At 68.8% G+C, this 23639-nt stretch carries 18 protein-coding genes; 6 read left to right on the top strand and 12 right to left on the bottom strand.

All coding sequences use genetic code 11. From position 1 onward, the window contains the following. Nucleotides 1-111 precede the first annotated feature (111 nt). Both gltB and AB5J62_RS28780 read left to right on the top strand, forming a co-directional pair. Nucleotides 112-4665 carry a glutamate synthase large subunit gene (gene gltB / locus AB5J62_RS28785; protein WP_370943052.1) on the top strand — a complete coding sequence of 1518 codons (4554 nt, stop codon included), beginning with the start codon at nt 112-114 and terminating at the stop codon, nt 4663-4665. Beyond that, the gene (locus AB5J62_RS28780) at nt 4658-6166 is read left to right on the top strand and encodes a glutamate synthase subunit beta (protein WP_370943051.1); all 1509 of its coding nucleotides are present in this window, start codon (nt 4658-4660) and stop codon (nt 6164-6166) included. The genes gltB and AB5J62_RS28780 overlap by 8 nt, the downstream gene beginning before the upstream one ends. Before the next feature lie 189 nt (nt 6167-6355). Here the strand turns inward: AB5J62_RS28780 and AB5J62_RS28775 are convergent, their stop codons facing one another. Further along, on the bottom strand, nt 6356-7291 hold the full coding sequence (locus AB5J62_RS28775) for a hypothetical protein (protein WP_370943050.1): 936 nt from the start codon (nt 7289-7291) through the stop codon (nt 6356-6358). Between the two features lie 132 nt (nt 7292-7423). Beyond that, nucleotides 7424-7987, bottom strand: coding sequence for a hypothetical protein (locus tag AB5J62_RS28770; RefSeq protein ID WP_370943049.1), 564 nt, complete (start codon nt 7985-7987; stop codon nt 7424-7426). A gap of 188 nt (nt 7988-8175) precedes the next feature. Between AB5J62_RS28770 and AB5J62_RS28765 the strand changes: the two genes are divergently transcribed. The 3 genes from AB5J62_RS28765 to AB5J62_RS28755 all read left to right on the top strand — a co-directional run bounded on the left by AB5J62_RS28765 (nt 8176) and on the right by AB5J62_RS28755 (nt 11000). After that, nucleotides 8176-9036, top strand: coding sequence for a serine protease (locus AB5J62_RS28765; protein WP_370943048.1), 861 nt, complete (start codon nt 8176-8178; stop codon nt 9034-9036). Nucleotides 9037-9100: 64 nt separating this feature from the next. Next, entirely contained in the window at nt 9101-10492 is a 1392-nt protein-coding gene (locus AB5J62_RS28760) for a class II 3-deoxy-7-phosphoheptulonate synthase (protein WP_370943047.1), read from the top strand. A 109-nt stretch (nt 10493-10601) separates the two neighbouring features. Then, nucleotides 10602-11000 (top strand): peptidase inhibitor family I36 protein, encoded by a 399-nt coding sequence (locus AB5J62_RS28755; RefSeq protein ID WP_370943046.1) that lies wholly within the window; start codon nt 10602-10604, stop codon nt 10998-11000. A gap of 8 nt (nt 11001-11008) precedes the next feature. On the opposite strand, the gene AB5J62_RS28750 is transcribed toward AB5J62_RS28755, so the two are convergent. The 6 genes from AB5J62_RS28750 to AB5J62_RS28725 all read right to left on the bottom strand — a co-directional run bounded on the left by AB5J62_RS28750 (nt 11009) and on the right by AB5J62_RS28725 (nt 18361). Then, nucleotides 11009-12274, bottom strand: coding sequence for a wax ester/triacylglycerol synthase family O-acyltransferase (locus AB5J62_RS28750; protein ID WP_370943045.1), 1266 nt, complete (start codon nt 12272-12274; stop codon nt 11009-11011). Nucleotides 12275-12535: 261 nt separating this feature from the next. Continuing rightward, nucleotides 12536-13228 (bottom strand): hypothetical protein, encoded by a 693-nt coding sequence (locus tag AB5J62_RS28745; RefSeq protein WP_370943044.1) that lies wholly within the window; start codon nt 13226-13228, stop codon nt 12536-12538. Between the two features lie 56 nt (nt 13229-13284). Next, on the bottom strand, nt 13285-14802 hold the full coding sequence (locus AB5J62_RS28740; RefSeq protein ID WP_370943042.1) for a flotillin family protein: 1518 nt from the start codon (nt 14800-14802) through the stop codon (nt 13285-13287). Between the two features lie 43 nt (nt 14803-14845). After that, the gene (locus tag AB5J62_RS28735) at nt 14846-15055 is read right to left on the bottom strand and encodes a hypothetical protein (RefSeq protein ID WP_091296392.1); all 210 of its coding nucleotides are present in this window, start codon (nt 15053-15055) and stop codon (nt 14846-14848) included. Beyond that, nucleotides 15052-17085 carry a Stk1 family PASTA domain-containing Ser/Thr kinase gene (pknB, locus tag AB5J62_RS28730; protein WP_370943041.1) on the bottom strand — a complete coding sequence of 678 codons (2034 nt, stop codon included), beginning with the start codon at nt 17083-17085 and terminating at the stop codon, nt 15052-15054. Before pknB ends, AB5J62_RS28735 begins: the two co-directional genes overlap by 4 nt. A gap of 58 nt (nt 17086-17143) precedes the next feature. Beyond that, nucleotides 17144-18361 carry an RNA-guided endonuclease InsQ/TnpB family protein gene (locus AB5J62_RS28725; protein WP_370943040.1) on the bottom strand — a complete coding sequence of 406 codons (1218 nt, stop codon included), beginning with the start codon at nt 18359-18361 and terminating at the stop codon, nt 17144-17146. A 232-nt stretch (nt 18362-18593) separates the two neighbouring features. On the opposite strand from AB5J62_RS28725, the gene AB5J62_RS28720 reads away from it, so the two are divergent. Beyond that, nucleotides 18594-18962 (top strand): Rv2175c family DNA-binding protein, encoded by a 369-nt coding sequence (locus AB5J62_RS28720; protein ID WP_370943039.1) that lies wholly within the window; start codon nt 18594-18596, stop codon nt 18960-18962. Between the two features lie 376 nt (nt 18963-19338). Here AB5J62_RS28720 and AB5J62_RS28715 read toward each other — a convergent pair whose 3' ends face one another. The 4 genes from AB5J62_RS28715 to AB5J62_RS28700 are packed head-to-tail and all read right to left on the bottom strand — an operon-like array spanning nt 19339 to nt 23601. Next, nucleotides 19339-20130 carry an LLM class F420-dependent oxidoreductase gene (locus tag AB5J62_RS28715; RefSeq protein ID WP_370943038.1) on the bottom strand — a complete coding sequence of 264 codons (792 nt, stop codon included), beginning with the start codon at nt 20128-20130 and terminating at the stop codon, nt 19339-19341. A 9-nt stretch (nt 20131-20139) separates the two neighbouring features. Next, nucleotides 20140-21048 carry a phytoene/squalene synthase family protein gene (locus AB5J62_RS28710; protein ID WP_370943037.1) on the bottom strand — a complete coding sequence of 303 codons (909 nt, stop codon included), beginning with the start codon at nt 21046-21048 and terminating at the stop codon, nt 20140-20142. Then, complete coding sequence (crtI, locus tag AB5J62_RS28705; RefSeq protein WP_370943036.1) at nt 21045-22508, bottom strand: phytoene desaturase family protein; 1464 nt, start codon at nt 22506-22508, stop codon at nt 21045-21047. The genes AB5J62_RS28710 and crtI overlap by 4 nt, the downstream gene beginning before the upstream one ends. Nucleotide 22509: 1 nt before the next feature. Beyond that, the gene (locus tag AB5J62_RS28700; protein ID WP_370943035.1) at nt 22510-23601 is read right to left on the bottom strand and encodes a polyprenyl synthetase family protein; all 1092 of its coding nucleotides are present in this window, start codon (nt 23599-23601) and stop codon (nt 22510-22512) included. Between the last annotated feature and the right edge of the window lie 38 nt (nt 23602-23639).

The following is a 23639-nucleotide window of genomic DNA, read 5'->3' as shown; positions in this document are numbered from 1 at the left end:
ACGTTTCCTGAGTGTTAAAGTCGCGCTAACGAGCGGGCCATCGTCGTCCCGTGCGCACTGGACCTGGGGATTTCCACCACTGAGCACGAACACGACGAAGGAGGTCCCTTCATGATCTTCTCCGCCATGCCCGAGAAGCAGGGTCTTTACGATCCCGCCGACGAGCAGGACTCCTGCGGCGTCGCCATGGTCGCCGACATCCATGGGCGGCGCACCCATGGCATCGTCACCGACGGACTGGCCGCCCTCACCAACCTCGACCACCGCGGTGCCGCGGGCGCCGAGCCGACCAGCGGTGACGGCGCCGGCATCCTGCTGCAGCTGCCGGACGAGCTGCTCCGCGACGAGGTCGACTTCGAGCTTCCCGATGCCGAGCAAGGAAAACACCGTTACGCCGCCGGGATCGCGTTCCTGCCCGCCGGTGTCGAGGACCGCCGCAAGGCCGTCGCGCTCATCGAGCAGGTGGCCACTGAGGAGGGTCTGAACGTTCTCGGCTGGCGTGAGGTGCCGATCGACCCGGACGCCGCCTACCTCGGGCCGACGGCGCGGTCGGTCATGCCGCACTTCGCCATGCTCTTCGTGGCGGGCCACGGTCTCGGCCCGAGCGGGCTCGAACTGGACCGGCTCGCCTTCTGCCTGCGCAAACGCGCCGAGCACGAGACCGAGGCCGCCGGCGTCGGCACCTACTTCTCGTCGCTGTCGTCGCGCACGCTGGTCTACAAAGGAATGCTCACCCCCGAGCAGCTCCCGCTGTTCTTCAAGGACCTGGGCGACACCCGCCTGGCCAGCGCCATCGCGCTGGTGCACTCGCGGTTCTCGACGAACACCTTCCCCTCGTGGCCGCTCGCGCACCCGTTCCGGTTCGTCGCGCACAACGGCGAGATCAACACGATCCGCGGCAACCGCAACCGGATGCGCGCCCGCGAGGCGCTGCTCGAGTCGACGCTGGTCCCCGGGGACCTGACCAGGCTCTTCCCGATCTGCTCCGCCGACGCGTCCGACTCCGCGTCCTTCGACGAGGTGCTCGAACTGCTGCACCTGGGCGGGCGCAGCCTGCCGCACGCGGTGCTGATGATGATCCCGGAGGCGTGGGAGAACCACACCACGATGGACCCGGCGCGGCGCGCGTTCTACAAGTTCCACGCCAGCCTGATGGAGCCGTGGGACGGCCCCGCCTGTGTCACCTTCACCGACGGCACGCTGGTCGGCGCGGTGCTCGACCGCAACGGCCTGCGCCCGGCGCGCTGGTGGCAGACCGCCGACGGCCGGGTCGTGCTCGCCAGTGAGGCGGGCGTGCTCGACGTGGCGGCGGCCGACGTCGTCGCGAAGGGACGGCTGAAGCCGGGCCGGATGTTCCTGGTGGACACCGAGGCCGGGCGGATCGTCAACGACGACGAGGTCAAGTCCGAGCTGTCGAAGCAACTTCCCTACGAAAGTTGGTTGCACGCCGGGCTGCTCCAGATCGCCGAGCTGCCCGACCGCGACCACATCGTGCAGAGCCACGACTCGGTGCTGCGCCGCCAGCAGTCCTTCGGTTACACCGAGGAAGAGCTGAAGATCCTGCTCGCGCCGATGGGCCAGAAGGGCGCCGAGCCGCTCGGCTCGATGGGCACGGACTCGCCGCCCGCGGTGCTCTCGCAGCGCTCGCGCCTGCTCTACGACTACTTCAAGCAGAACTTCGCGCAGGTCACGAACCCGCCGCTGGACGCGATCCGCGAAGAGCTCGTCACCTCGATGAAGCGCATCATGGGCCCGGAGCAGAACCTGCTGGAGCCAGGTCCGGCGTCTTGCCGGCACATTCAGCTGCCGTACCCGGTCATCGACAACGACGAGCTGGCCAAGCTCATCCACATCAACGACGATGGCGACTTGCCGGGCTTCGCCTGCTCAGTCCTTTCCGGACTGTACGAAGTGGACGGTGGGGCCGCCGCGCTGGCCGACGCGATCGAGCGGGTCCGGCGCGAGGCGTCCGAGGCCATCTCGGCGGGCGCGCGCACGCTGGTGCTGTCCGACCGGGACTCCGATCACCGGATGGCGCCGATCCCGTCGCTGCTGCTCGTCTCCGCGGTGCACCACCATCTGGTGCGCACCAAGGAAAGGCTGCGCGTCGCGCTGGTCGTCGAGAGCGGCGACGCCCGCGAGGTGCACCACATCGCGCTGCTGCTCGGCTACGGTGCCGCCGCGGTCAACCCGTACCTGGCCTTCGAGTCCATCGAGGACTTGATCGCCACCGGCGCGCTGCCGCAGATGGAGCCGATCAAGGCCATCCGCAACTACGTGCAGGCGCTCGTCAAGGGCGTACTCAAGATCATGTCCAAGATGGGCATCTCGACCGTCGGCGCGTACACCGCGGCGCAGGCGTTCGAATCCTTCGGCCTGTCACAGGAACTGCTCGACGAATACTTCACCGGCACGGTCTCGAAGCTCGGCGGCGTCGCGCTCGACGTGCTCGCCGAAGAGGTCGCCGTGCGGCACCGCCGCGCCTACCCGGACAACCCGACCGACCGGGTGCACCGCAGGCTCGACACCGGCGGCGAGTACGCGTACCGCCGCGAGGGCGAGCTGCACCTGTTCACCCCGGAGACCGTGTTCCTGTTGCAGCACGCCAGCAAGACCGGCCGCGACGAGGTCTACCGCAAGTACTCCGACGAGGTGCACCGGCTCTACCGCGAGGGCGGCACGCTGCGCGGGCTGTTCGCGTTCAAGACCACGCGCGAGCCGATCCCGGTCGACGAGGTCGAATCGGTCGAGGCGATCTGCAAGCGGTTCAACACCGGCGCCATGTCCTACGGCTCGATTTCGGCCGAGTCACACGAAACACTGGCCATCGCCATGAACCGCATCGGCGGCCGGTCGAACACCGGTGAGGGCGGCGAGGACCCGGAGCGGCTCTACGACCCCGAGCGGCGCAGCGCGATCAAGCAGGTCGCTTCGGGCCGTTTCGGTGTCACCAGCGAATATCTGGTCAACGCCGACGACATCCAGATCAAGATGGCGCAGGGCGCCAAGCCCGGCGAAGGTGGCCAGCTGCCGCCGAACAAGGTCTACCCGTGGATCGCGCGGACCCGGCACTCCACGCCGGGCGTCGGGCTGATTTCCCCGCCGCCGCACCACGACATCTACTCCATTGAGGACCTCGCGCAGCTCATCCACGACCTGAAGAACGCGAACGAGCAGGCGCGCATCCACGTGAAGCTGGTGTCCTCACTGGGCGTCGGCACGGTCGCGGCGGGTGTCTCGAAGGCGCACGCGGACGTGGTGCTCATCTCCGGGCACGACGGCGGCACCGGCGCCTCGCCGATGAACTCGCTCAAGCACGCGGGCACGCCGTGGGAGATCGGTCTCGCCGAGACCCAGCAGACGTTGCTGCTCAACGGTTTGCGCGACCGGATCACCGTGCAGGTGGACGGCGCGATGAAGACCGGCAAGGACGTCGTGATCGCCGCGCTGCTCGGCGCCGAGGAGTACGGTTTCGCGACCGCGCCGCTCGTCGTCGCGGGCTGCGTGATGATGCGAGTGTGTCATTTGGACACTTGCCCGGTCGGCGTCGCTACCCAGAGCCCGGAGCTGCGCAAGCGGTACACCGGCCAGGTCGACCACGTGGTGAACTTCTTCAGGTTCGTCGCGCAGGAAGTCCGGGAAACGCTGGCGTCACTGGGTTTCCGGTCGCTCGACGAGGCCATCGGGCACGCCGAGTTCCTCGACACCGACGAGGCCGTCCAGCACTGGAAGGCGTCCGGTCTGGACCTGGCGCCGATCTTCGAGATGCCGGCCGAGACCCCGTACGGCGGCGCGAAGCGGCGCACGCGCGGGCAGGACCACGGCCTCGAGCACGCGCTCGACCGCACACTGATCCAGCTCGCCGAGGCCGCGCTCGAAGACGCGCACCCGGTCAAGCTCGAACTGCCGGTGCGCAACGTGAACCGGACCGTCGGCACGCTGCTCGGCTCCGAGATCACCCGGCGCTACGGCGGCGAAGGCCTGCCGGAGGACACGATCAACGTGGTGCTCACCGGCTCGGCCGGGCAGTCGCTCGGCGCGTTCCTGCCGCGCGGCATCACCCTCGACATGGTCGGCGACGCCAACGACTACGTGGGCAAGGGCCTCTCCGGCGGCCGGATCATCGTGCGCCCGCACCCGGACGCGAAGTTCGCCGCCGAGCGCCAGACCATCGCGGGCAACACGCTCGCGTACGGCGCGACCGCGGGCGAGATGTTCCTGCGCGGTCAGGTCGGCGAGCGGTTCTGCGTGCGCAACTCGGGCGCGACCGTGGTCGCCGAGGGCGTCGGCGACCACGCCTTCGAGTACATGACCGGTGGCCGGGCCGTGGTGCTCGGGTCCACCGGGCGCAACCTGGCGGCCGGCATGTCCGGCGGGGTGGCGTTCGTGCTCGACCTCGACCGCAAGAAGGTCAACCACGAGATGGTCGATCTCCAGCAGCCGCAGTCCGAAGACTTGGCGTGGCTGAAGAAGATCGTGCAAAAGCATTACGACCTGACCCGCTCGGCCGTCGCGGCTTCACTGCTCGGCGACTGGCCCCGGCGATCGGCGTCGTTCACCAAGGTGATGCCGCGCGACTACCAGCGGGTGCTGGACGCGGCGAAGGCGGCACGCGCGGCTGGCCGCGATGTCGACGAGGCGATCATGGAGGCGGCTCGTGGCTGACCCGACCGGTTTTCTGAAGCACGACCGCGAAGAGCCGAAGAAGAAGTCCACTGAGGACAGGCTGGCGTCCTGGGGCGAGGTGTACGCGGACGTCCCGCCCGCCGTGCGCAACGAGGACGTCCGCAAGCAGGCTTCGCGCTGCATGGACTGCGGCATCCCGTTCTGTCACTCGTCGGGCTCCGGTTGTCCGCTGGGCAACCTGATCCCCGAGTGGAACGACCTGGTCCGCCGCGGCGACTGGGAAGCGGCGAGCGACCGTCTGCACGCGACCAACAACTTCCCCGAGTTCACCGGGAAGCTGTGCCCGGCGCCGTGTGAGGCGGGCTGCGTACTGTCCATTTCGGACTTGTCGGGCGGCCCCGTCTCGATCAAGCGCGTCGAGCAGACGATCGCGGACCAGTCATGGGAAGCGGGCTACGTCCAGGCCCAGGTCTCGTCCGTCTCATCAGGACAGAAGGTCGCCATCGTCGGCTCCGGCCCGGCGGGCCTCGCCGCGGCACAGCAGCTGACGCGCGCCGGTCACGAGGTGACCGTCTACGAGCGCGACGACCGCCTCGGCGGCCTGCTGCGCTACGGCATCCCCGAGTTCAAGATGGAGAAGAAGGTTCTCGACCGCAGGCTCGCCCAGCTGCGCAAGGAGGGCACGAAGTTCGTCACCGGCTGCGAAGTCGGCGTCGATCTGTCCGTCGAGGACCTTCGCGCCCAGTACGACGCCGTCGTGCTCGCGGTCGGCGCGCTGCGCGGCCGTGACGACAAGACCACCGAGGGCCGCTCGCTCGCGGGCATCCACCTCGCGATGGACCACCTGGTGCCAGCCAACCGTCAGGTCGAGGGCGACGGGCCGTCCACTGTGGACGCCCAGGGCAAGCACGTGATCATCATCGGCGGCGGCGACACCGGCGCCGACTCCTACGGCACCGCCACCCGCCAGGGCGCGCTGTCGGTCACCCAGCTCGACCAGTACCCGACGCCGCCGTCGGTGCGCGACGACGGCCGTTCCCCGTGGCCGACCTGGCCCTACATCCTCCGCACCTACGCGGCGCACGAGGAAGCGGGCGAGCGCAAGTTCGCGGTCGCGGTCAAGCGTTTCGTCGGCGACGAAGACGGTCACGTCCGTTCGATCGAGCTCCAGCACGTCCGCGTCCACAAGGACCCGGTGTCCGGACGACGCGAGGTCATCCCGGTCAACGACGAGGTCGAGACCCTGCCCGCGGACCTCGTCCTGCTGGCGATCGGCTTCGAGGGCGTCGAGCACATGGCGCTCCTCGACGGCCTCGGCCTGTCGTTGACCCCGCGCGGCACGCTCTCGTGCGGCCCCGACTGGCAGACCGAGACGCCCGGCGTGTTCGTCTGCGGCGACGCCCACCGCGGCGCTTCCCTGGTCGTGTGGGCGATCGCGGAAGGCCGCTCGGTCGCACACGCGGTCGACGCCTTCCTCACCGGCGCCTCGGACCTGCCCGCGCCGGTCCACCCCACCGCTCTCCCACTGGCCGTCGTCTAAGCGCTCGTGATAGCCCGAAAGTGGCTTTCGTCAGATCGCATCTGACGAAAGCCACTTTCGGGCTAAAACCAGCTCAGGAGCCTTGGCCGGGGAAGACGGGGCTGAGGTCCATCGGCGAGCGCAGGTGGAAGTTGGCTGGCCAGTGCTCGGTCACCATCTCGTGGTAGACGAGCTGCGGGTCCTTGCCGTTCAGGTAGGTCCACGGGTAGGTGCAAACCGGTCGCGGGTGCCGAACAGGTGCAGGAAAGCCCGTTCGGAATGCCCGGCGCAGCCGAACGCGGCCGCGAAGTGGTTGTGCGCGTGCATGGCGCGCGGATGCGGCCGCTCGGCGGACATCCAGCGGTCCGACGCGGCGAGCAGGAGCGTGAGTATCCGCTCGTTGGCGAAGTAGGCGCGCTCCATCTCGCGCCACTGTGAACTGTCCACTCGGGACTTGGCCATCAGGTAGACCTCGAAGCAGGCGGCGGGGAAGATGGCCGTGAGCGCGTCGCCGACCGGCGCGGTGCGGGCGGTCTCGATGGCGAAGGTCATCATCTCTTCTTCGGTGCCGCCCCATTTCGGCGCCAGGATCTGCAGCCGGGAGCAGTGCGCGCTGTAGTGGGTCGGGCAGCGGCGGAGCACCTCCTCCCACACCTGGTCCTGCTGCTCTCGGGAAGCGTTCAGCAGCATGCCCGCCGCCATCAGCGCGACCAGCGGCGTCGGGTCGGACGGCAGCAGCTCGGCGGCGCGGTGCAGCGGCCCGATCGCCTTGGCACAGGTGCGGTGGACCATCTTGAACCGGTCCTCGCCGACGCTGCTCGCCCAGCCGGCGCCCCGGATCGCCCCTGCTTCGGCGACGAAACCCTCGCCCGCCAACAGCCACAGTTCGGGATCATCGTGCCGCGCGGCCAGCTCGGCGATCTCGTCGACGTGCCCGACAAGGTCTTCCGACAGATTGCTGAGCCGCAGATCACGCACTTCGGGGTCATCACGGCACTCGGCGAGCACCGTCTGCGCGGCGCGCAGGTCGCCGTCACGGAGTTCGGCGATCGCGGCGTCCAGCGCGAGGTCGTCGTAGCAATGACCGGTGATGAGGGTGCGGCGGTCGGGTTCAGGCTTCGCCGCGCGTCTGCCGAAGAGCTTCACGCCCGCAGGATAATCACGGGAAACCGTTCCACCGCCCCATTTCAAGCATGCTTGAAATCGCCCAGGGACTCGTGAGTGTTTAGACCGGTTAGAACCGGCCGTACCACTCACGAGGTCCGAGCGGTGGGAACGCTAGCCGCGGATGGCGGCCAGGATCGCCCAGAAGCCGAGGCCGCCGACGACCAGTCCCATCACGGCGCCCGAGAGCACCTCGGCCGGCGTGTGGTCGCCCAGTTCCACGCGCGACCAGCACACCCAGACCACCAGCGGCAGCAGCACCCAGGCCCACGGCCCGTACGTGATGATCAGCACCACCAGCGCGCTCACCGCGACCGCCGCGTGCAGCGAGATCTTGAACTTGAAGCCGAACGTGATCGCCACGCTCACCACCAGCGAGGCCAGCATCGACGCGGCGAGCGCGATGATCTCGTCCGGGGCGTGCCAGACCACCAGCACCACGAAGCCCGCGCCGAGCGAGATGCCCGCCACGAGCAGCGGCACCGCGCGGCCGGCGCGGTTGGTCACGTGGTGACCGTCCCACCGCTGAGGTGCGTCAGAATTGCCCTTGCGGGCGCCGCGGACGATGACGGCCATCGGGATCAGGGAGCCGGTGACGGCGACGAGCAGGCCCCAGAGCAGGGTCGGGCCGACGCGGCCGGTGGCCATCCAGGCGACGGCGAGCGGCAGGCCGAGCACCCAGACCCAGGGCGCCAGCAGTTCGGTGCCGCTAGGCGTGGATGCAGCGATGCACGGCGAAACCGTAGCGGGTAGGCCGAATGGCCTCGCGGAGCGGCCGATCAGCGGCTTGTACGCAGAGTAGTCAGAGACTTACTTTCGAGTAGCTCTTTCGGCAATTCACCGTCAACGCAGAAGGTGGGTGTGTCATGAAGCGGATTTCGCTGGCAGCGCTTCTGGTGGCGCTTTGCGGGCTGGTGGCTCCTCCGGCCCATGCCGGGCCGAAGGTCTGGACCGCGCAGGACATGCGCGAGGCGGTCCCGATGGAACAGCTCGTCAGGGCGCCGGGGTTCACTCCGAAGCAGGTCGAAGCGGGGTTGCCGATGAGCATCCCGAACGCGGGCGGCGCGTGGACCGGCTCCGGCAAGATCACCCAGACGGCCGGGCGGGTGTTCTTCACCATGCAGGGCCGGAAGGCCTCGTGCTCCGGTGATGCCGTGACCAGCACCAATGGCAGTGTGGTGATGACCGCCGGGCACTGCGTGAAGTACCAGGGCGCCTTCCATACCGACTGGGTCTTCGTGCCCGGCTACAACAACGGGAACGCTCCGTTCGGCCAGTGGCCCGCCAAGACGACGCTCACCACGCCGCAATGGCAGGCCAGTGAGGACATGAACTACGACGTCGGCATCGGCGTGGTCAACCCGCTCAACGGGCAGCGGCTCACCGATGTGGTCGGCGCGCAGGGGATCGCGTTCAACCAGGCGCGCAACCAGTCGATGTACACGTTCGGGTACCCGGCCGCGGCGCCGTACGACGGTTCCAAGCTCATCTACTGCAGCGGGTCGACGATCACCGACTTCCTGCTCACCAAGGATCACGGGATGAGCTGCACCATGACCGGCGGGTCGAGCGGCGGGCCGTGGTTCCTCAACTTCAACGAGGCGACCGGGACCGGTGTCCAGGCGTCGGTGAACAGCTTCGGATACGTGTTCTTGCCCAACTACATGTTCGGCCCGTACTTCGGGACGGACGCGCAGAACCTGTACAACAAGGCTCAGACCTCGTAGTTCCACTTTTTGAGAGTTTCGTCCCGGCGGACGGGAGGAGATCGGGGAGCCCTATCCTGGTGGGGTGAACTGGACAGTGGACGTCCCCGTCGACACGCTCCCCGAACTCCCCCCGTTGCCTCCTGAGCTGCGCGCGCGTCTCGACGCCGCGCTGTCGCTGCCTGCCGCCCAGCAGCCCGAATGGCCGGACCCCGAGCTCACCAGGCGGGTGCGCAGCCTGCTGGAGAGCGTGCCGCCGATCACCGTGCCCAACGAGATCGACCGGCTCCGCTCGCACCTGGCGATGGTGGCGCGCGGCGAGGCGTTCCTGCTGCAGGGCGGCGACTGCGCCGAGACGTTCGAGTCCAACACCGAGCCGCACATCCGCGCCAACCTGCGCACCCTGCTGCAGATGGCCGTCGTGCTCACCTACGGCGCGAGCCTGCCGGTGGTCAAGGTCGGCCGCATCGCGGGCCAGTACGCCAAGCCCCGCTCGAACACCACCGACTCGCTCGGCCTGCCGGTGTACCGCGGCGACATCATCAACTCGCTCGTCGCCAAGCACGAGCTGCGCGTGCCCGACCCCGGCCGCATGGTCCGCGCGTACGCGAACGCGGGCGCCGCGATGAACCTCGTCCGCGCGCTGACCGCTGCGGGCATGGCAGACCTACACCAGGTGCACGACTGGAACAAGGACTTCGTGCAGCGCTCGCCCGCCAGCGAGCGGTACGAGGCGCTGGCCGCCGAGATCGACCGCGGCCTGCGGTTCATGTCGGCCTGCGGGGTCACCGACACCTCGCTGCAGTCCACCGAGATCTTCGCGAGCCACGAGGCGCTGCTGCTCGACTACGAGCGCGCCATGCTGCGGATGGACAACGCCGACGCCGCGAACCCGAAGCTCTACAACCTCTCCGCCCACTTCCTCTGGGTCGGCGAGCGCACCCGTCAGCTCGACGGCGCGCACATCGCGTTCGCGGAGCTGCTGGCCAACCCGATCGGCCTCAAGATCGGCCCGACGACCACGCCCGAGCAGGCCGTCGAGTACGTCCGCCGCCTCGACCCGCGCAACGAGCCGGGCAGGCTCACGCTGATCGCGCGGATGGGCAACGGCAACGTCCGCGAGGTGCTGCCCGCGATCGTCGAGAAGGTCGAGGCCAGCGGCCACAAGGTGATCTGGCAGTGCGACCCGATGCACGGGAACACGCACGAGTCGTCCACCGGCTACAAGACGCGCCACTTCGACCGCATCGTCGACGAGGTGCAGGGCTTCTTCGAGGTGCACCGCAAGCTCGGCACCTACCCCGGCGGCATCCACGTCGAGCTGACCGGCGAGGACGTCACGGAGTGCCTCGGCGGGGCGCAGGAGATCTCGGATGTCGACCTGGCCGGTCGCTACGAGACCGCCTGCGACCCGCGCCTGAACACCCAGCAGTCGCTCGAGCTGGCCTTCCTTGTCGCGGAGATGCTGCGCAGCTGAGACCGGTCACGCGAAGGCCCCCATCACCCGGTGATGGGGGCCTTCGTCCGTTTTCAGCCCTGCCTGAAATGACAGCGTGATGGCAGGGCGCCGGGCCAGTATCCGGGTCATGATCAAGACCAAGACCCTCGTCGCGCTCGCCGGCGCGGCACTGGCCACCGGCACGCTACTGGCCCCGGCGGCCTCGGCCACCCAGGCGGGCGACCCCGGCCGCTGTGTCGGCGGCAACGTCTGCGTGTGGCAGGACGCCGGTTTCAACGGCGGCCTCGCGCAGTTCGGCCTGGTGTACCTCAACTACCAGAACGCGATCTACGACAACGGACTCGGCGTCAACGACACGGTCAGCTCGATCTACAACCGCACCGGCGACCCGATCAACTTCTACCGGAACTCGGGCGCGAACATCAGGGACCTCTGCTTCAGGGTCGAGCCGGGCAGCTCCGTCACCAACCTCGCGGGCTCCGGTTGCGACAACGCGATCAGTTCCCACTACTCGGCGAACCTCTGAACGGGCGGCTAGGCGAGCAGCTGGGCCGCCGACTTGGCGACGGCGTCGGCGAGGCCGCCGATGTCCGGCACCGCGGCGCCGTTCGCCTGGAGTCCGATGTGGATCCCGCCGCGATAGAGCGAGACCGCGAAGCCTAACGCCTGGCGGGGCGCCAGCGGGACGAGCGGATACATCTCGACGAGCTGGGCGCCTGCCAGTGACATCCGGACGTTCGGCAGCGGCACGTTCGTCACGACCGTGTCGAACAGCAGCGGCGCCGCCTGACCGGTCACCCGGCCGGTCAGGCGGTGCAGCACGGTCGGCACCCGCCCGGCCAGCAGCGGGAACGCTCCGGCGCCCTTGGACGGCCCTGAAGCCTTGTTACGCGCCATGGCGCGGCGCACGATGCGTAGTCGTTCGATCGGGTCGTCCTCGCCGATCGGCAGTTCGCACAGGTAACCCGAAAGCTTGTTGCCGCCGACCTGTTCGGCCTCGCGCGCACGCACGCTCACCGGGATCAGCGCGCGCAGCGTGCGGCCGTCGGCACGCTGCCCGCGGTTCACCAGCCAGCCGCGCAGCGCGCCCGCGAGCACCGCGAGTATCACGTCGTTCGCGGTGCCGCCGTGTTCCTTGCGGATGCGGCGCACGTCGGTCATCTCGAGCCGCACGAAGCCGACGCGGCGTTCCTTCGACGACGGCGCGGTGATCGGCGAGATCGGATACGGGCGAGTGGCTCGTACCACTGACCGTGCGATCGACGCCGTCTCACCCGCCTGCGACAGTGTCGAGCCGATCGTGTCCAGCAAGGTGTCCAAAGTGGACCGATCGGATGTTTCGACGACAGCCGGTTTACGGCGGGCGGGCACCGTGATGTCGTCCAGAAGTCCGGAAGCGATCGCGAAAGCGCCGGCGCCGTCGGTCAGCGCGTGGTGCAGCTTGAGCAGCAGCGCGAAGTCGTCGCCCGGCAGTCCGGTGACAAGATGCAAGTCCCACAAGGGTTTTCCGGTGTCGAGCGGCTCCGCGATCCAGCGCGACGCGTACGCCGCGAGCGGGTCAGGCTCGTACAGGTTGCTCACCCGGTGCAGGTGAATGTGTTGCAGTGGCGTGAAATCCGGGTCATCGGACCAATTCATGGTCCCCGGCGGGAAAAACGCGGGAGTGGCGAGCCTGCGGAATTGGGGGATCCTGGCCGCGCGTTCGGCGAGCAGGACGGCCAGCTGAGGAGGATCGATCGGTGTGCGGGGACGGAACGTCACCACCGCCCCCATGTGCATGGGCGTGTTTTCGCCTTCCATGCTTAGGAAAGCGACATCGAGTCCGCTGAGCTGAGTGCCCGACATCCAAGACCTTTCGACCGAGGCGAGTAAGGGGGAATTACCCATACTGCACCAGCCACACATGACGGGGGAGTGGTCCTTATGTTTCGTTGGCGCTAACGACGGTCTCTTTCACCCGATCGGGGGCGAAGATCCTGTCATGCGCGAAAGTGTTGCACGTGCAGCGTGCGGTGAACCCGGCGCGAGGTCAGGATAGGGGCCCCAGAGGGGTGGCCTGGATCACTTTCCCTCGCCGGGTTCCTGGGCGCCGAAAGCGCTCCAGCCGTCCGAGGCGTCGGGGGTGTGGCGGGTGACCCTGCGTATCGGGAGTCCGTGATGGACACGCTTGGGCAGCCCCGGCCAGATCTCCTTGGCGTCCGCCGCCGACTTGCGGATCAGCGTGCCGTCGAGCTCGGTGCGGGTCTCCTCGATCTCCCGCTCCAGCCACTGCACGACCACCTGCACGGGACCGTCCGGCGGCAACGGCCAGATGAACACGTCGTGCCGGAAGTGGAAGCTGCTGCCGCCACCGCTGTCCGCCCGCAGCACGGGAGTGTCCGGTTTGGTGGGTGAGGGCATCGAGATGGTGTCCGAACCGGCACGCCCGCCGTCGGCGAACAGCACGCCGATCAGCAGCGCGTTGCGGTCGGGGACGCGGCGGTGGTCCACCAGGCCGGTCTTCGACTCGTCGAGCAGGTTGTCACGCGAATAGACCGAGACGCGCAGGGTCAGCGCCTCCGGCCAGACGTCGATGTTGCGCAGCGCGACGATCGTGCGCTCGGAGCGGCCCAGCGGCAGCGACCACGGCAGGATCGCCGGGACGATGTACTCGGTGGGCGCGCCCGTCCACGGCCGCCCCGGGTACCCGTGTAGCTCTTTCTCGGGTACCGGGAACAGCGGCCGCGGACGAGGCTCCTCTTCGAAGAAGTTCATCGCCTAGTACTTTTCGCGATTTCCCTCGGTTGCGCAATCGTTCAGCGAGGCAGGACTCAGTCCTTGGACGTCAGATCCTTCGTGGTGAAGTCGCTGACGCTGACCTCACCGTTGGTCTTCGCCTGCTTTTCCGGCGACGCCGACTGGCCCATGGCGTCCATCAGCTGGCGAGCCAGGCCGAGGCCCGTTCCGCCCAGCGAAAGCGCCTTGGCGAACATGTCCGACATACCGTCGGCGCCGTTGAGCACCACCATGTTGTCGATGTTGCTGAACGCCTGCGCGCCCGCCTCGACGATCTCCGGCCAGCGCTCGGCCAGCTGCTGCGCGACGACGGCTTCCTGGTTCTCGGCGAGCGCGGACGCGCGCGCCTTGATCGCGTCGGCCTCGGCGAGACCCTTCGCCTTCGCCGCCTCGGCCTCCGCGAGACCCTTCGCGCGGGTCGCCTCGGCCTCCGCCAGGCCACGGGCCTGTGCCGCTGCCGCCTCGGCCTCACCGGTCGCCCTGGTCGCGGCCGCTGCCGCTTCCGCACGGGCCTTCACGGACTGCGCCTCGGCCTCGGCCGCGGTCTTGACCCTGGTCGCGTCGGCCGCCGCACGCAGCTCGGTCTCCTTCGCCTCGGCCTGCGCCTTGGCGATCGAGGCGTCACGGGCGGCGTCGGCCGAGGTACGCGTGTCGTACGCCTTCGCGTCCGCGGGCTTGCGGACCTGCGACTGCAGACGCTGCTCGGCCAGCGCGGCCTCGAGCTCGGCGGCGCGGGTCTCCTGGACGACGACCTCCTGGCGCGCGGTCGCCTCGGCGAGCGGGCCGGACTGGCTGGCCTTCGCCTTGGCCTGGTCGACCTCGGCCTGGTAGCCGGCCTGCTTGATCTGGCTTTCGCGGGTCGCGCTCGCCCGCAGGGTGGCCGCGACCTGCTCGGCCTCGGTGGCCTCCTGGTCACGCTGGGCCTCGGCGATACGGGCCGAGGCGGCGACGGCCGCGGCGTGCGGCTTGCCCAGGTTGAGGATGTAGCCGGACTCGTCGTCGATCTCCTGGATCTGCAGCGAGTCCACGATCAGCCCGAGCTTGATCATCTCGTTGGCCGAGGACTGGCGGACCTCGCCGGTCAGCGCGTCCCGGTTGTGGATCATCTCCTCGATGGTCAGCCCGCCGACGATCGAGCGCAGGTGACCCGAGAACAGCTCGTGGATCGTGTCGTTCATGCCCTTTTGCTGGTCGAGGAACCGGCGGGCGGCGTTGGCGATCGAGGCGAAGTCGTCGCCGACCTTGTAGATGACCACGGCGCGCACCGTCACCGGCAGGCCCTGCTTGGTGACGCAGGAGACCTGCAGGTTGACGCCCCTGGTGTCGAGCGAAAGCCGCCGGGCGGTCTGGAAGCCCGGGATGACGTTGACGCCGCGGCCGGTGATGATCTTGAAGCCGAGGCTGTCGGCCGTCTCGGCGCGGTTCACCCGGACTCCCCAGCCCGAAATGATCAGCGCCTCGTTCGGCTCGGCCACCTTGTACAGAATGCGCAAGATCACGAAAAGCACGATGATCGCGCCCACCGCGGTGATCGCGATGGTCAATGCGTCCATGTGTACCCCCATTTCAGGACAACTTGGTGTCCCTCACACGCCGTTATCGACCCAGAGGTTGCCACCGTTCGACGTAGACCGTACGCGGTTCCTCGAAGTCCACCACCAGAACCTGGGTTCCCTGCTCAAAACGTTCTTCGCCGTTCGCCGGATAGGCGTAAAACGCCTCCGTCCCGCCGCGCACGTTGAGCAGGACCTCGCCGATCAGGCCGGGGCCGATGGTGCCGGTGACCCGGCCCCGGCTGCCGATCATCGCCCGAATCCCTTCAGCTTCACCTTGGTGCCCGCCGGCACCCGGGTGCCCGGCTGGGGGTCCTGCTCGATGACGAAGTTGAACCCGCCACCGTGCCCGTTGCCGTCACCCTTGAAGTCGGCCTTGAGCCCGGCCGCTTCGAGGATCTGCCTGGCCTCGTCGAACTGCTTGAAGCGCACATCGGGCACCTCGACGCTGTTCGCGGTGAACACGCCGATCCGCTTGCCGACGTCCGTGGCGCCCGCGGCGGGATCGGTGCGGGTGACCGTGCCCGGCTTGGCGTCGGAGTTCTGGTCCTGGCCGGCGTCGAACGGCTCGAACCCGGCGGCCTTGAGCGTCTTGAACGCCTCGTCCTTCGACTTGCCGACCACGTTGGGCACCTGCGGCAGCGGCGGCGGGCCCTTGGACAGCGTCAGCTTGACCTCGCTGCCGATGTCCACCGAGGTGCCCGGCTGCGGGTCGACCTTGAGCACCGCGCCCTTGGGCACGTCGGGGCTGAAGTCCTCGCCGACCCGCGCGGGCTTGAGCTGCTGCTCGGTGATCGCGGCTTCGGCGCCCTCGACGTTCTGGCCGATGCTGATGTTCGGCACCACCGGCTTGCCCTTGGACATCAGCACGGTGACTTCGGAGTTGAACGGCACCTCGGCGCCCGCGGCCGGTTCGCTGCGGACGATCGTGTTCGCCGGGACGGTGTTGCTGAACTCCTTGACGTACTTCGGCGTGAGCTTCGCCTGGCGCAGCGCGTTGCCCGCGTCGGCCTGGTTCATGCCGGTGAGCTGCGGGACGGTGGCGCCGGTCGGGCCGTCGTCGGACAGTATCCAGGCGCCCGCGCCGATCAGGCCGCCGAGCAGCAGCACGGCGACGATCGCGAGGATGATCGTCTTCTTCGGCGGCTTGCGCTTCTCTTCCGGCTGGCGCGCGCCGCCCGGCGGGGTGACCGGAGGCGGCGGTGGCGGCGGCTGGTGCGCGTGCACCGGCTGGATGGCCTGGGTCGCCTGCATGGAGTTGGCGGGGACGGCGCGTCCCATCGCCCTGGTGCCCTGCGGACCGGTGACCGGCAGCGTCGCGTCGGCCGCGGGCACGGCCGGGATGCCGGGGGTGGTGCGCTCGACGTCGGACACGCCGTCGGCGTCCGGCGGCGGGGGCACCGGCACGGCGACCGGGGGCAGGCCCAGCACCCCGCGCACGGCCTGGAGCTCCTGGAGGAAGACGCCGGCGTTGGCCGGGCGGGCCTCGGGATCGCGGCGGGTGGCACGCAGGATCAGCTCGTCCAGCGCGGGCGGCAGGCCTGGCCGGATGTCGCTCGGCCGCGGGACGTCGTCGTTGACATGCCGGTACGCCACGGAGATCGCGGTGTCGCCGGTGTACGGCGGATGCCCGGTGAGCATCTCGTAGAGCAGGATCCCGGCGGAGTAGACGTCGCCGCGCGCTTCGGTGATCCCGGAGGCGACCTGCTCGGGGGAGAGGTAGGCGACGGTGCCGAGGATGACGCTGGAGCTGGTGGTCCCGGCGCTCGCGACGGCACGGACCAGCCCGAAGTCGGCGACCTTCACGACCCCGCTGCCGCCCAGCGCCCCGCCGCGGCCGATGAGCACGTTCTCCGGCTTGACGTCCCGGTGCACCAGGCCAGCGGTGTGCGCGGCGGCCAGCGCGGACAGCACCGGCTCGGCGATGCTCAGCGCGAGCGCCACGTCGAGCGGGCCCTGCTCGTTCAGCAGGTCACGCAGGGTGCCGCCATCGACGAGCTCCATCACCAGGAAGGCGCGGCTGCCCTCGTCGGGGCCGTTGGGGTAGTCGTGGCCCTGGTCGTGCACGGCCACCACATGCGGGTGATGCAGCTGGGCCGCGCTGCGGGCCTCACGCTCGAATCTCTCGACGAACGACCGGTCGTCGGCGAAGCGCGGATCCATGATCTTGATCGCGACCTGGCGGTCCAGGCGCGTGTCGACCCCGCGGTAGACCGACGACATTCCGCCGCGGGCCAGCAGCCTGTCGACCCGGTACCGGCGTTCGAGCAGGGTGCCGACCAAGCTGGTGTCGGTTCGTTTGACGTGCTCCCCGCCTATGGAGGCGGAAATCCCACCGTGGCTAGGCCACGTCTGAGGTGCTTCCTGTTTCATCGCCCTGTGCCTCCCCTGAAGGAGGTCTTACCTGGGCTCCACAGGCGTTTCGCCTCTCCGCACGCCCTGCGGCGAGGATATTGAGCGCGGCGTTGTAATCGCGATCGTGCACCGTGGCGCACTGGGGGCAGTTCCACTCGCGAATCTTCAGCGGCAGATCCTGCATGAGGTACCCGCATGACGAACAGATCTTCGAGCTGGGGAACCAGCGAGACACCTTGGTCACAGTGCGGCCATAACATGAGGCCTTCTCCTCGAGCAATTGCACAAACTGTGCCCAGGCGACGTCCGAGATGGCCCGCGCAAGCCGACGATTCCGGAGCATGCCAGCCACGTTGAGATCCTCGACATGGACCGCTTGGTTCTCGCGGATCAAAGTGAGGGCCTGTTTGTGGAGATGGTCTCTTCGTGTGCGTGCGACTTTGCCATGCAGCAGCGCCACTTTGCGTCGGGTACGTGCGCGGTTCCTTGATCCCTGTTTTCTGCGTGCTCGCTCTCGCTCCAAACGGGCGATCTTCCGTTGCACGCGCTGTAATGACCTGGGGTTGGGGATGTCCCGCCGCTGACCGTTGGTGTCGGCGACCGTCGCCAGTCGGGTGATACCCAGGTCGATCGCCGCTTCCGACTCGATCGCCGGGAACGGCGTCGGGTGTAGTTCGATCACAAACGATGCGTAGTGGTGCCCATCCGGTTCGCGGATGATCGTGACCGACGAGGGTTGCGAGGGAAGGTCGCGTGACCATCGGACCGCTACCTCGCCGATCTTGGCCAGGTAGAGCCGCCCATTCGCCCGGATGCCGAAGCCGTTGCGGGTGAGTCGGAACGACTGGCGGTTGTCCTTGCCGGACTTGAACCGAGGGCGTCCTACTTTCCGTCCGCGTCGCTTGCCTTGCACTGAATCGAAGAAGTTTGCATATGCACGTTGCGCGTCCCGCACCGACTGCACCAGCGCCACGGAGGCGACTTCGGCCAGCCAAGACCGACTCTCGCAGGTCTTCGCTTGTGTGATCACTCGCCGTTGCACATCGGTCGAAGAAAGCTTGGCTCCCGATGATCGGGCATCCTGACGTGCGCGGATGGCGTCGTTGAACACCACTCGGCAGCAGCCGAACGTCCGCGCCAGCATCGCGCGTTGACTCTGAGTCGGCTCGATTCGATAGCGATATCTGGCCCGCACGAAGATCACCGTAGTCGCCACCACCGACAGAAACGGCTGCGGTGTCGCCGGACACGAAAGGATCGGCTGGCCCTGTCCGCGAAGGCAGGACTTGCACGAAGGAGTTCCCGGTCACAGCTCCCGATCGTACGGATACGCTCATGCCTGGTAATACGGACCCGCGAACCCGGTGGACACTCCAGGTTCAGTTTTCGTTGCGATGCTGCTCGGAGTAGACGTCGATGTGGCAGAGTGTCACCCTGTGAGTGGGATTCCTGTCGCCGAAGACGTCCTCGATGCCGATGTAGCCGTTCTGCCCTTGGCGGAGGTGGCGACCGCGCTCGGTACCTCGGCGAACAAGGTGCGGCAGATGCTGCGCGACGGCCAGCTGATCGCGATCCGCCGGGACGGCGACCTCTGGGTACCGGCAGGCTTCCTGGTCAAGGACGGCGTCGTCAAGGGACTCGCGGGCACCATCACGGTCCTCGCCGACTCCGGCTTCAGCCGCACCGAGATGCTCCGCTGGCTCTTCGCCGCCGACGACACCCTGCCCGGCAAAACCCCGGTCAACGCACTGCGCACCAGCCACGGCACCGAGGTCAAGCGCCGAGCCCAAGCGATGGCCTTCTGACCCTCGTGAGTGTTTTCGCCGGTTAGAACCGGCCGTACCACTCACGACCCCCGGTCGTTCAAAGCCCGAGTCGGCCGCTCCCGGAGGGCTGGGCGACGTGAACGCCCCGTTCGCAACGATGATCGTTGTGAACGCCTCGTTCACTACGTTCAGTCCAGCGCTGGGTCCTGTGGGCGGCCTTCAAGCGAGTTGATCTTCGTGAAACCCGAGTTTGGGCCATTGGGTGGCCTGAACTCGGGTTTCGCGTGTCCGCGACGCTGAGTCGTGAGCGTTCCGGGCGGTTAGAACCGGCCGGAACGCTCACGACCCCGGTCGTTATAGCCCGAAAGCCACTTTCGGCAGGTTAGACCTGGCGAAAGTGGCTTTCGGGGTTTCGCTAGCCGTTGATCTTGTCGCGCCAGGCGATCCAGGTCTTGAGGCGGTCCAGGTCGTAGTCCGGGCCGCTCGCGCCGATCGTGAACGTCGTGACGCCCAGGTCGAGCAGCTTCGCGCCGAGTTCGGCGGGGTCGTCGCCCTGGACGCCGACCGAGCGCTCGATCTCCGACGGGTCGCGGCCGAGGTCGGCGCAGTGCTGGTCGAGGACGGCGACCTTGCGCTCGACGACCTCGGGGTCGCCGAAGCCGTGCCAGATGTCGGCGTGCTTGGCGACGAACTTGAGCGTCTTCTTCTCGCCGCCGCCGCCGATGAGGACCGGGATCTTGCGGGTCGGCGCCGGGTTCAGCTTCGCCCAGCGCGATTCGATGCGGGGCAGCGCCTCGCCGAGGTCGTCGAGCCGCCCGCCCGCGGTGCCGAACTCGTAGCCGTACTCGGCGTAGTCCTTTTCGAACCAGCCGGAGCCGATGCCGAGGATGAGCCGTCCGTCGCTGATGTGGTCGACGGTGCGCGCCATGTCGGCGAGCAGCTCGGGGTTGCGGTAGCTGTTGCAGGTCACCAGCGCGCCGATCTCGACGCGCGAAGTGGATTCCGCCCAGGCGCCGAGCATGGTCCAGCACTCGAAGTGCAGGCCCTCCGGTTCGCCGAACAGCGGATAGAAGTGGTCCCAGTTGAACACGATGTCGACGCCGAGGTTCTCCGCCTCGGACGCGGTACGACGGATGGTCGCGTAGTCGGCGTGCTGCGGCTGAAGCTGCAGGCCGATCCGTACCGGCCTGTTCCCTGCTGAAGTCATGGCAGCAGCCTAAGCGATTCTCTGAACCAACGCTCGGGAGAAAACAAGAAGCCTTCGTGACAACGGAACGGAGACGCGCCGGTCCAGCACCCTGTAGTCACTCCAGCATATCCGGTCCAAAATGCCCTCGTACAACGTCAGCGCCGTTTGAATGCACGGCCGGGATTCCTTGCGTAGCAACGGGATCCCGGTTTCCGCTCGTCGGTACACCGCACGCGTGCGCGCCACCGCGTACGCGAGCGCGCGCTCGATCCGCGCGTCGGAGCGGCCGGTGGACCTGGCCCAGAGCAGCAATTCACGGTCGACGCCGAACGCGTCGAGTTCCGTCGTCGGCAGATAAATCCGGCCACGGTCGAGGTCTTCGCCGACATCGCGCAGGAAATTGGTCAACTGGAACGCTTCGCCCAGCGCGGCCGCGCTCGGCGCCGCTTCGGAGCGCGGGACGACCGTGCCGAGTACCGGCATCATCTGCAGCCCGATCACGGCGGCGGAGCCGTGGATGTACTCGGCCAGGTCCGCGTACGTCGCGTACTCGGTGACGTCGAGGTCCATCCGCATCGAGCGCAGGAACGCGTCGAACAGCTCACGGTCCAGCGAGTACCGCCGCACGGTGTCGGCGAGCGCGGCCAGCACCGGGTCCTCCGGGTCGTGCCCGTCGAACACCCCGTCGAGGTGCCCGGCGAGTTTGTCCAGCGCCACCACGGGATCCGTGCCGGGCTCGGGGTTGTCGACGAGTTCGTCGGCGCCTCGCGCGAAGCCGTACAGCGCGTGCGCCGCCGGGCGGGCGTGGCGCGGCAGCAGCCGGGTCGCGAGGAAGAACGTGCGCCCGTGCTGGGCGTTGATCCGGCGGCAGCGGGTGTACGCGGCGCGGAGCGCGGTGCCGGAGATCCCGGCCGCGTCGAGTTCGGCCGGACTCATCCCGTCACCCGCGCGGCGGCCAGCCTGCCCGAGATCAGCACCGGCGGGATGCCGACGCCCGGTGTCGTGCCGCAGCCGGCGAGCACGACGTTGTCGACGCCGCGGATCAGGTTCGACGGCCGGAACGGCCCGGTCTGCGAGAACGTGTGCGCCAGCGAGAACGGCGTCCCCGCGCCCATCCCGCGCGCGGCCCAGTCGGCGGGCGTGACGACCTCGGTCACCTCGAAATCGCGCGAAAACCCGTCCAGGCCGCGCTTTTCCAAAGTGGACAGCAGCTCGTCGCGGTAGCGCGGCCCGATGTGCCGCCAGTCGATCCTGCCCCGGTGCAGGTTCGGCGACGGCGCCAGCACGGAGACGACCTGGCGGCCGTCCGGCGCCAGCGCGGGCTCGGTCGCGGTCGGCCGGGTGACCAGCAGCGACGGGTCGCTCATCAGCGAGCCCTCGCGGATGATCTCCGCGAACGTCCGTTCCCACGCCCCGCCGAAGAAGATGGTGTGATGGTCCAAAATGGACCAGGTGCGCGCGGTGTGCCCGTGCACGACCACCGCCGACGGCGAATAACGCAGCGGCAGAAAGCGTTTCGGGTGGGCGCCGAGCAATCGGTACGAAGTGGACAGTTCCGTCGCGAGGACAACGGCGTCGCATTCGATGCGCTCGCCGGTGCGGGTGCGCACCGCGCGCACGCGCGAGGAAACCCGTTCCAGCCAGGCGGCTTCGGTGCCGAGCCGCACGTCGGCGCCCGCGCGCTCGGCGGCCTCCGTCATCGCCTCGGCGATCCGGCCCATGCCGCCCAGCGGGTAGTAGACCCCGCCGACGGTGTCCATGTAGGAGATGACGCCGTACGCGCCGATCGCGCGCATCGGGTCCAGCCCGGCGTAGAGCGACTGGAACGAGAACAGCCGCTTCACCCTGTCATCGCGCAGAAACCGGCCGACCTGCGGGCCGAGCCTGCCGAAACCGCCCAGCGCGGCCAATTTCGCCAGCTCCGGGCGCATCAGGTCGAGCGGCGAGTCGAAGTTGCCGCCGATGAAGTGGTCCTTCTGCGTCGCGTACAGCTCGGTCAGCCACGCGCGCAGTCTGCGGTAGCCGTCGGCCTCGCGCGGACCGGCCTTGGCGCGGATCTCGGTCTCCATCGCTTCGGCTTCGGTGTGCACCGAGATCGTGCTGCCGTCGGCGAAATGCGCGCGGTACGCCGGATCGAGCCTGGTCAGCGGCACGGATTTCTCGCCGACCGCGGCGAACGCGTCATCGAGCAGCTCCGGCATGGTGAGCACGCTCGCGCCGGTGTCGACCGAGTAGCCGTTCTCCTCGCGGCGTCCCGCGCGGCCGCCGGGCCGCTCGTCCCGTTCGAGCAGCGTGACCTTCCGCCCGGAGCCGAGCAGGTGCAGTGCGGCCGAAAGCCCGGCCAGCCCGGCCCCGATGACGACGACGTGGTCGGTGCGCCCCGGCAGCGTCCGCACCTCAGTACGTCCTCTTGGTCGCCTTGGCCGCGAGCGCGATGAGTTCGGTGTTGGCGGGCTCGGCGAGTTTCGCCCGCTCGAGCGCGGCCAGCCCGGAGGTGGTCAGCTGGTCGATCCGCTCCTCGACCGCGTCCACCGCGCCGACGGTCACCAGCGCGTCGCGCACGACGTCGACCGCGGTGTCGGACAGGTCCGCGTCCCCGATGGCCTCTTCGATGACGCGCGCCGCGGCGGTGTCGCCCTTGGCGGCCGCCTGCCGCATGCCCAGCGCGACCAGCAGCGTCCGCTTGCCCTCGCGCAGGTCGTCACCGGCCGGTTTGCCGGTGACCGACGGGTCGCCGAACACCCCGAGCAGGTCGTCACGCAGCTGGAACGCGACGCCGAGATCGCCGCCGAACTCCATCAGCGTCTCGATGAGCCGCTCGTCGGCACCCGCCAGCGCCGCGCCCAGGTGCAATGGCCGCTGCACGGTGTACGCGGCGGTCTTGAGCTTGTCGATGCGCAGCGCGGCTTCCGGCGAGGAGTCGCCGACGGCCTGGGTGCGCACGTCGAGGTACTGCCCGGCGAGCACCTCGGTCCGCATCGCGCGCCACGCGGGCCGCGCGGCGGCGATGGTCGCGGCGGGCAGCGGCGCGTCGGCGAACATGTCGTCGGCCCATGCCAGCGCCAGGTCGCCCATCAGCACGGCGGTGGCGAGCCCGAACGTGCTCGCCGAGCCGAGCCAGCCCTGGTCGGCGTGCTGCTTGGCGAACGCGATGTGCACCGTCGGCGAGCCGCGGCGCGAGTCGGACGAGTCGATCAGGTCGTCGTGGATGAGCGCGCACGCCTGGATGAGTTCGAGGCTCGCGGCGGCCTGCAGCACGCCCTCGGCGTCGGGGCCGGCGGGATCGCCGCCCGCGCCGCGCCAGGCCCACCAGGCGAAAGTCGGCCGCAGCCGCTTCCCGCCGCCGAGCACGAAACCGGCCAGCGCGTCGATACCGGCCTGCACACTGGGCTCGGTCCGCACGATCTCGTCACCCGCGCGGTCGAGGAATTCGACGAGCGCTCGTTCCACCTGTGCCGGGAACTCTGCGTCATACGCGGGGAGGCTCATCCCTCTATGGTCCGGGAACCCGCCTCGGTCCCGATCTC

Origin of the sequence: Amycolatopsis sp. cg5, assembly GCF_041346955.1 — a bacterium.
Lineage (GTDB): Bacteria > Actinomycetota > Actinomycetes > Mycobacteriales > Pseudonocardiaceae > Amycolatopsis.
Note: the sequence above shows the minus strand (reverse complement) of the source record. Positions and strands in the feature narration are given on the sequence as shown.

Bases quoted from the DNA above. Each gene is read 5' to 3' on its own strand.
- AB5J62_RS28750 (WP_370943045.1), bottom strand. From the start codon at position 12,274: ATGGAAGGCGAAAACACGCCCATGCACATGGGGGCGGTGGTGACGTTC.
- AB5J62_RS28755 (WP_370943046.1), top strand. From the start codon at position 10,602: ATGATCAAGACCAAGACCCTCGTCGCGCTCGCCGGCGCGGCACTGGCC.
- AB5J62_RS28700 (WP_370943035.1), bottom strand. From the start codon at position 23,601: ATGAGCCTCCCCGCGTATGACGCAGAGTTCCCGGCACAGGTGGAACGA.
- AB5J62_RS28740 (WP_370943042.1), bottom strand. From the start codon at position 14,802: ATGGACGCATTGACCATCGCGATCACCGCGGTGGGCGCGATCATCGTG.
- AB5J62_RS28735 (WP_091296392.1), bottom strand. From the start codon at position 15,055: ATGATCGGCAGCCGGGGCCGGGTCACCGGCACCATCGGCCCCGGCCTG.
- AB5J62_RS28710 (WP_370943037.1), bottom strand. From the start codon at position 21,048: ATGAGTCCGGCCGAACTCGACGCGGCCGGGATCTCCGGCACCGCGCTC.
- AB5J62_RS28765 (WP_370943048.1), top strand. From the start codon at position 8,176: ATGAAGCGGATTTCGCTGGCAGCGCTTCTGGTGGCGCTTTGCGGGCTG.
- AB5J62_RS28715 (WP_370943038.1), bottom strand. From the start codon at position 20,130: ATGACTTCAGCAGGGAACAGGCCGGTACGGATCGGCCTGCAGCTTCAG.
- AB5J62_RS28745 (WP_370943044.1), bottom strand. From the start codon at position 13,228: ATGAACTTCTTCGAAGAGGAGCCTCGTCCGCGGCCGCTGTTCCCGGTA.
- gltB (WP_370943052.1), top strand. From the start codon at position 112: ATGATCTTCTCCGCCATGCCCGAGAAGCAGGGTCTTTACGATCCCGCC.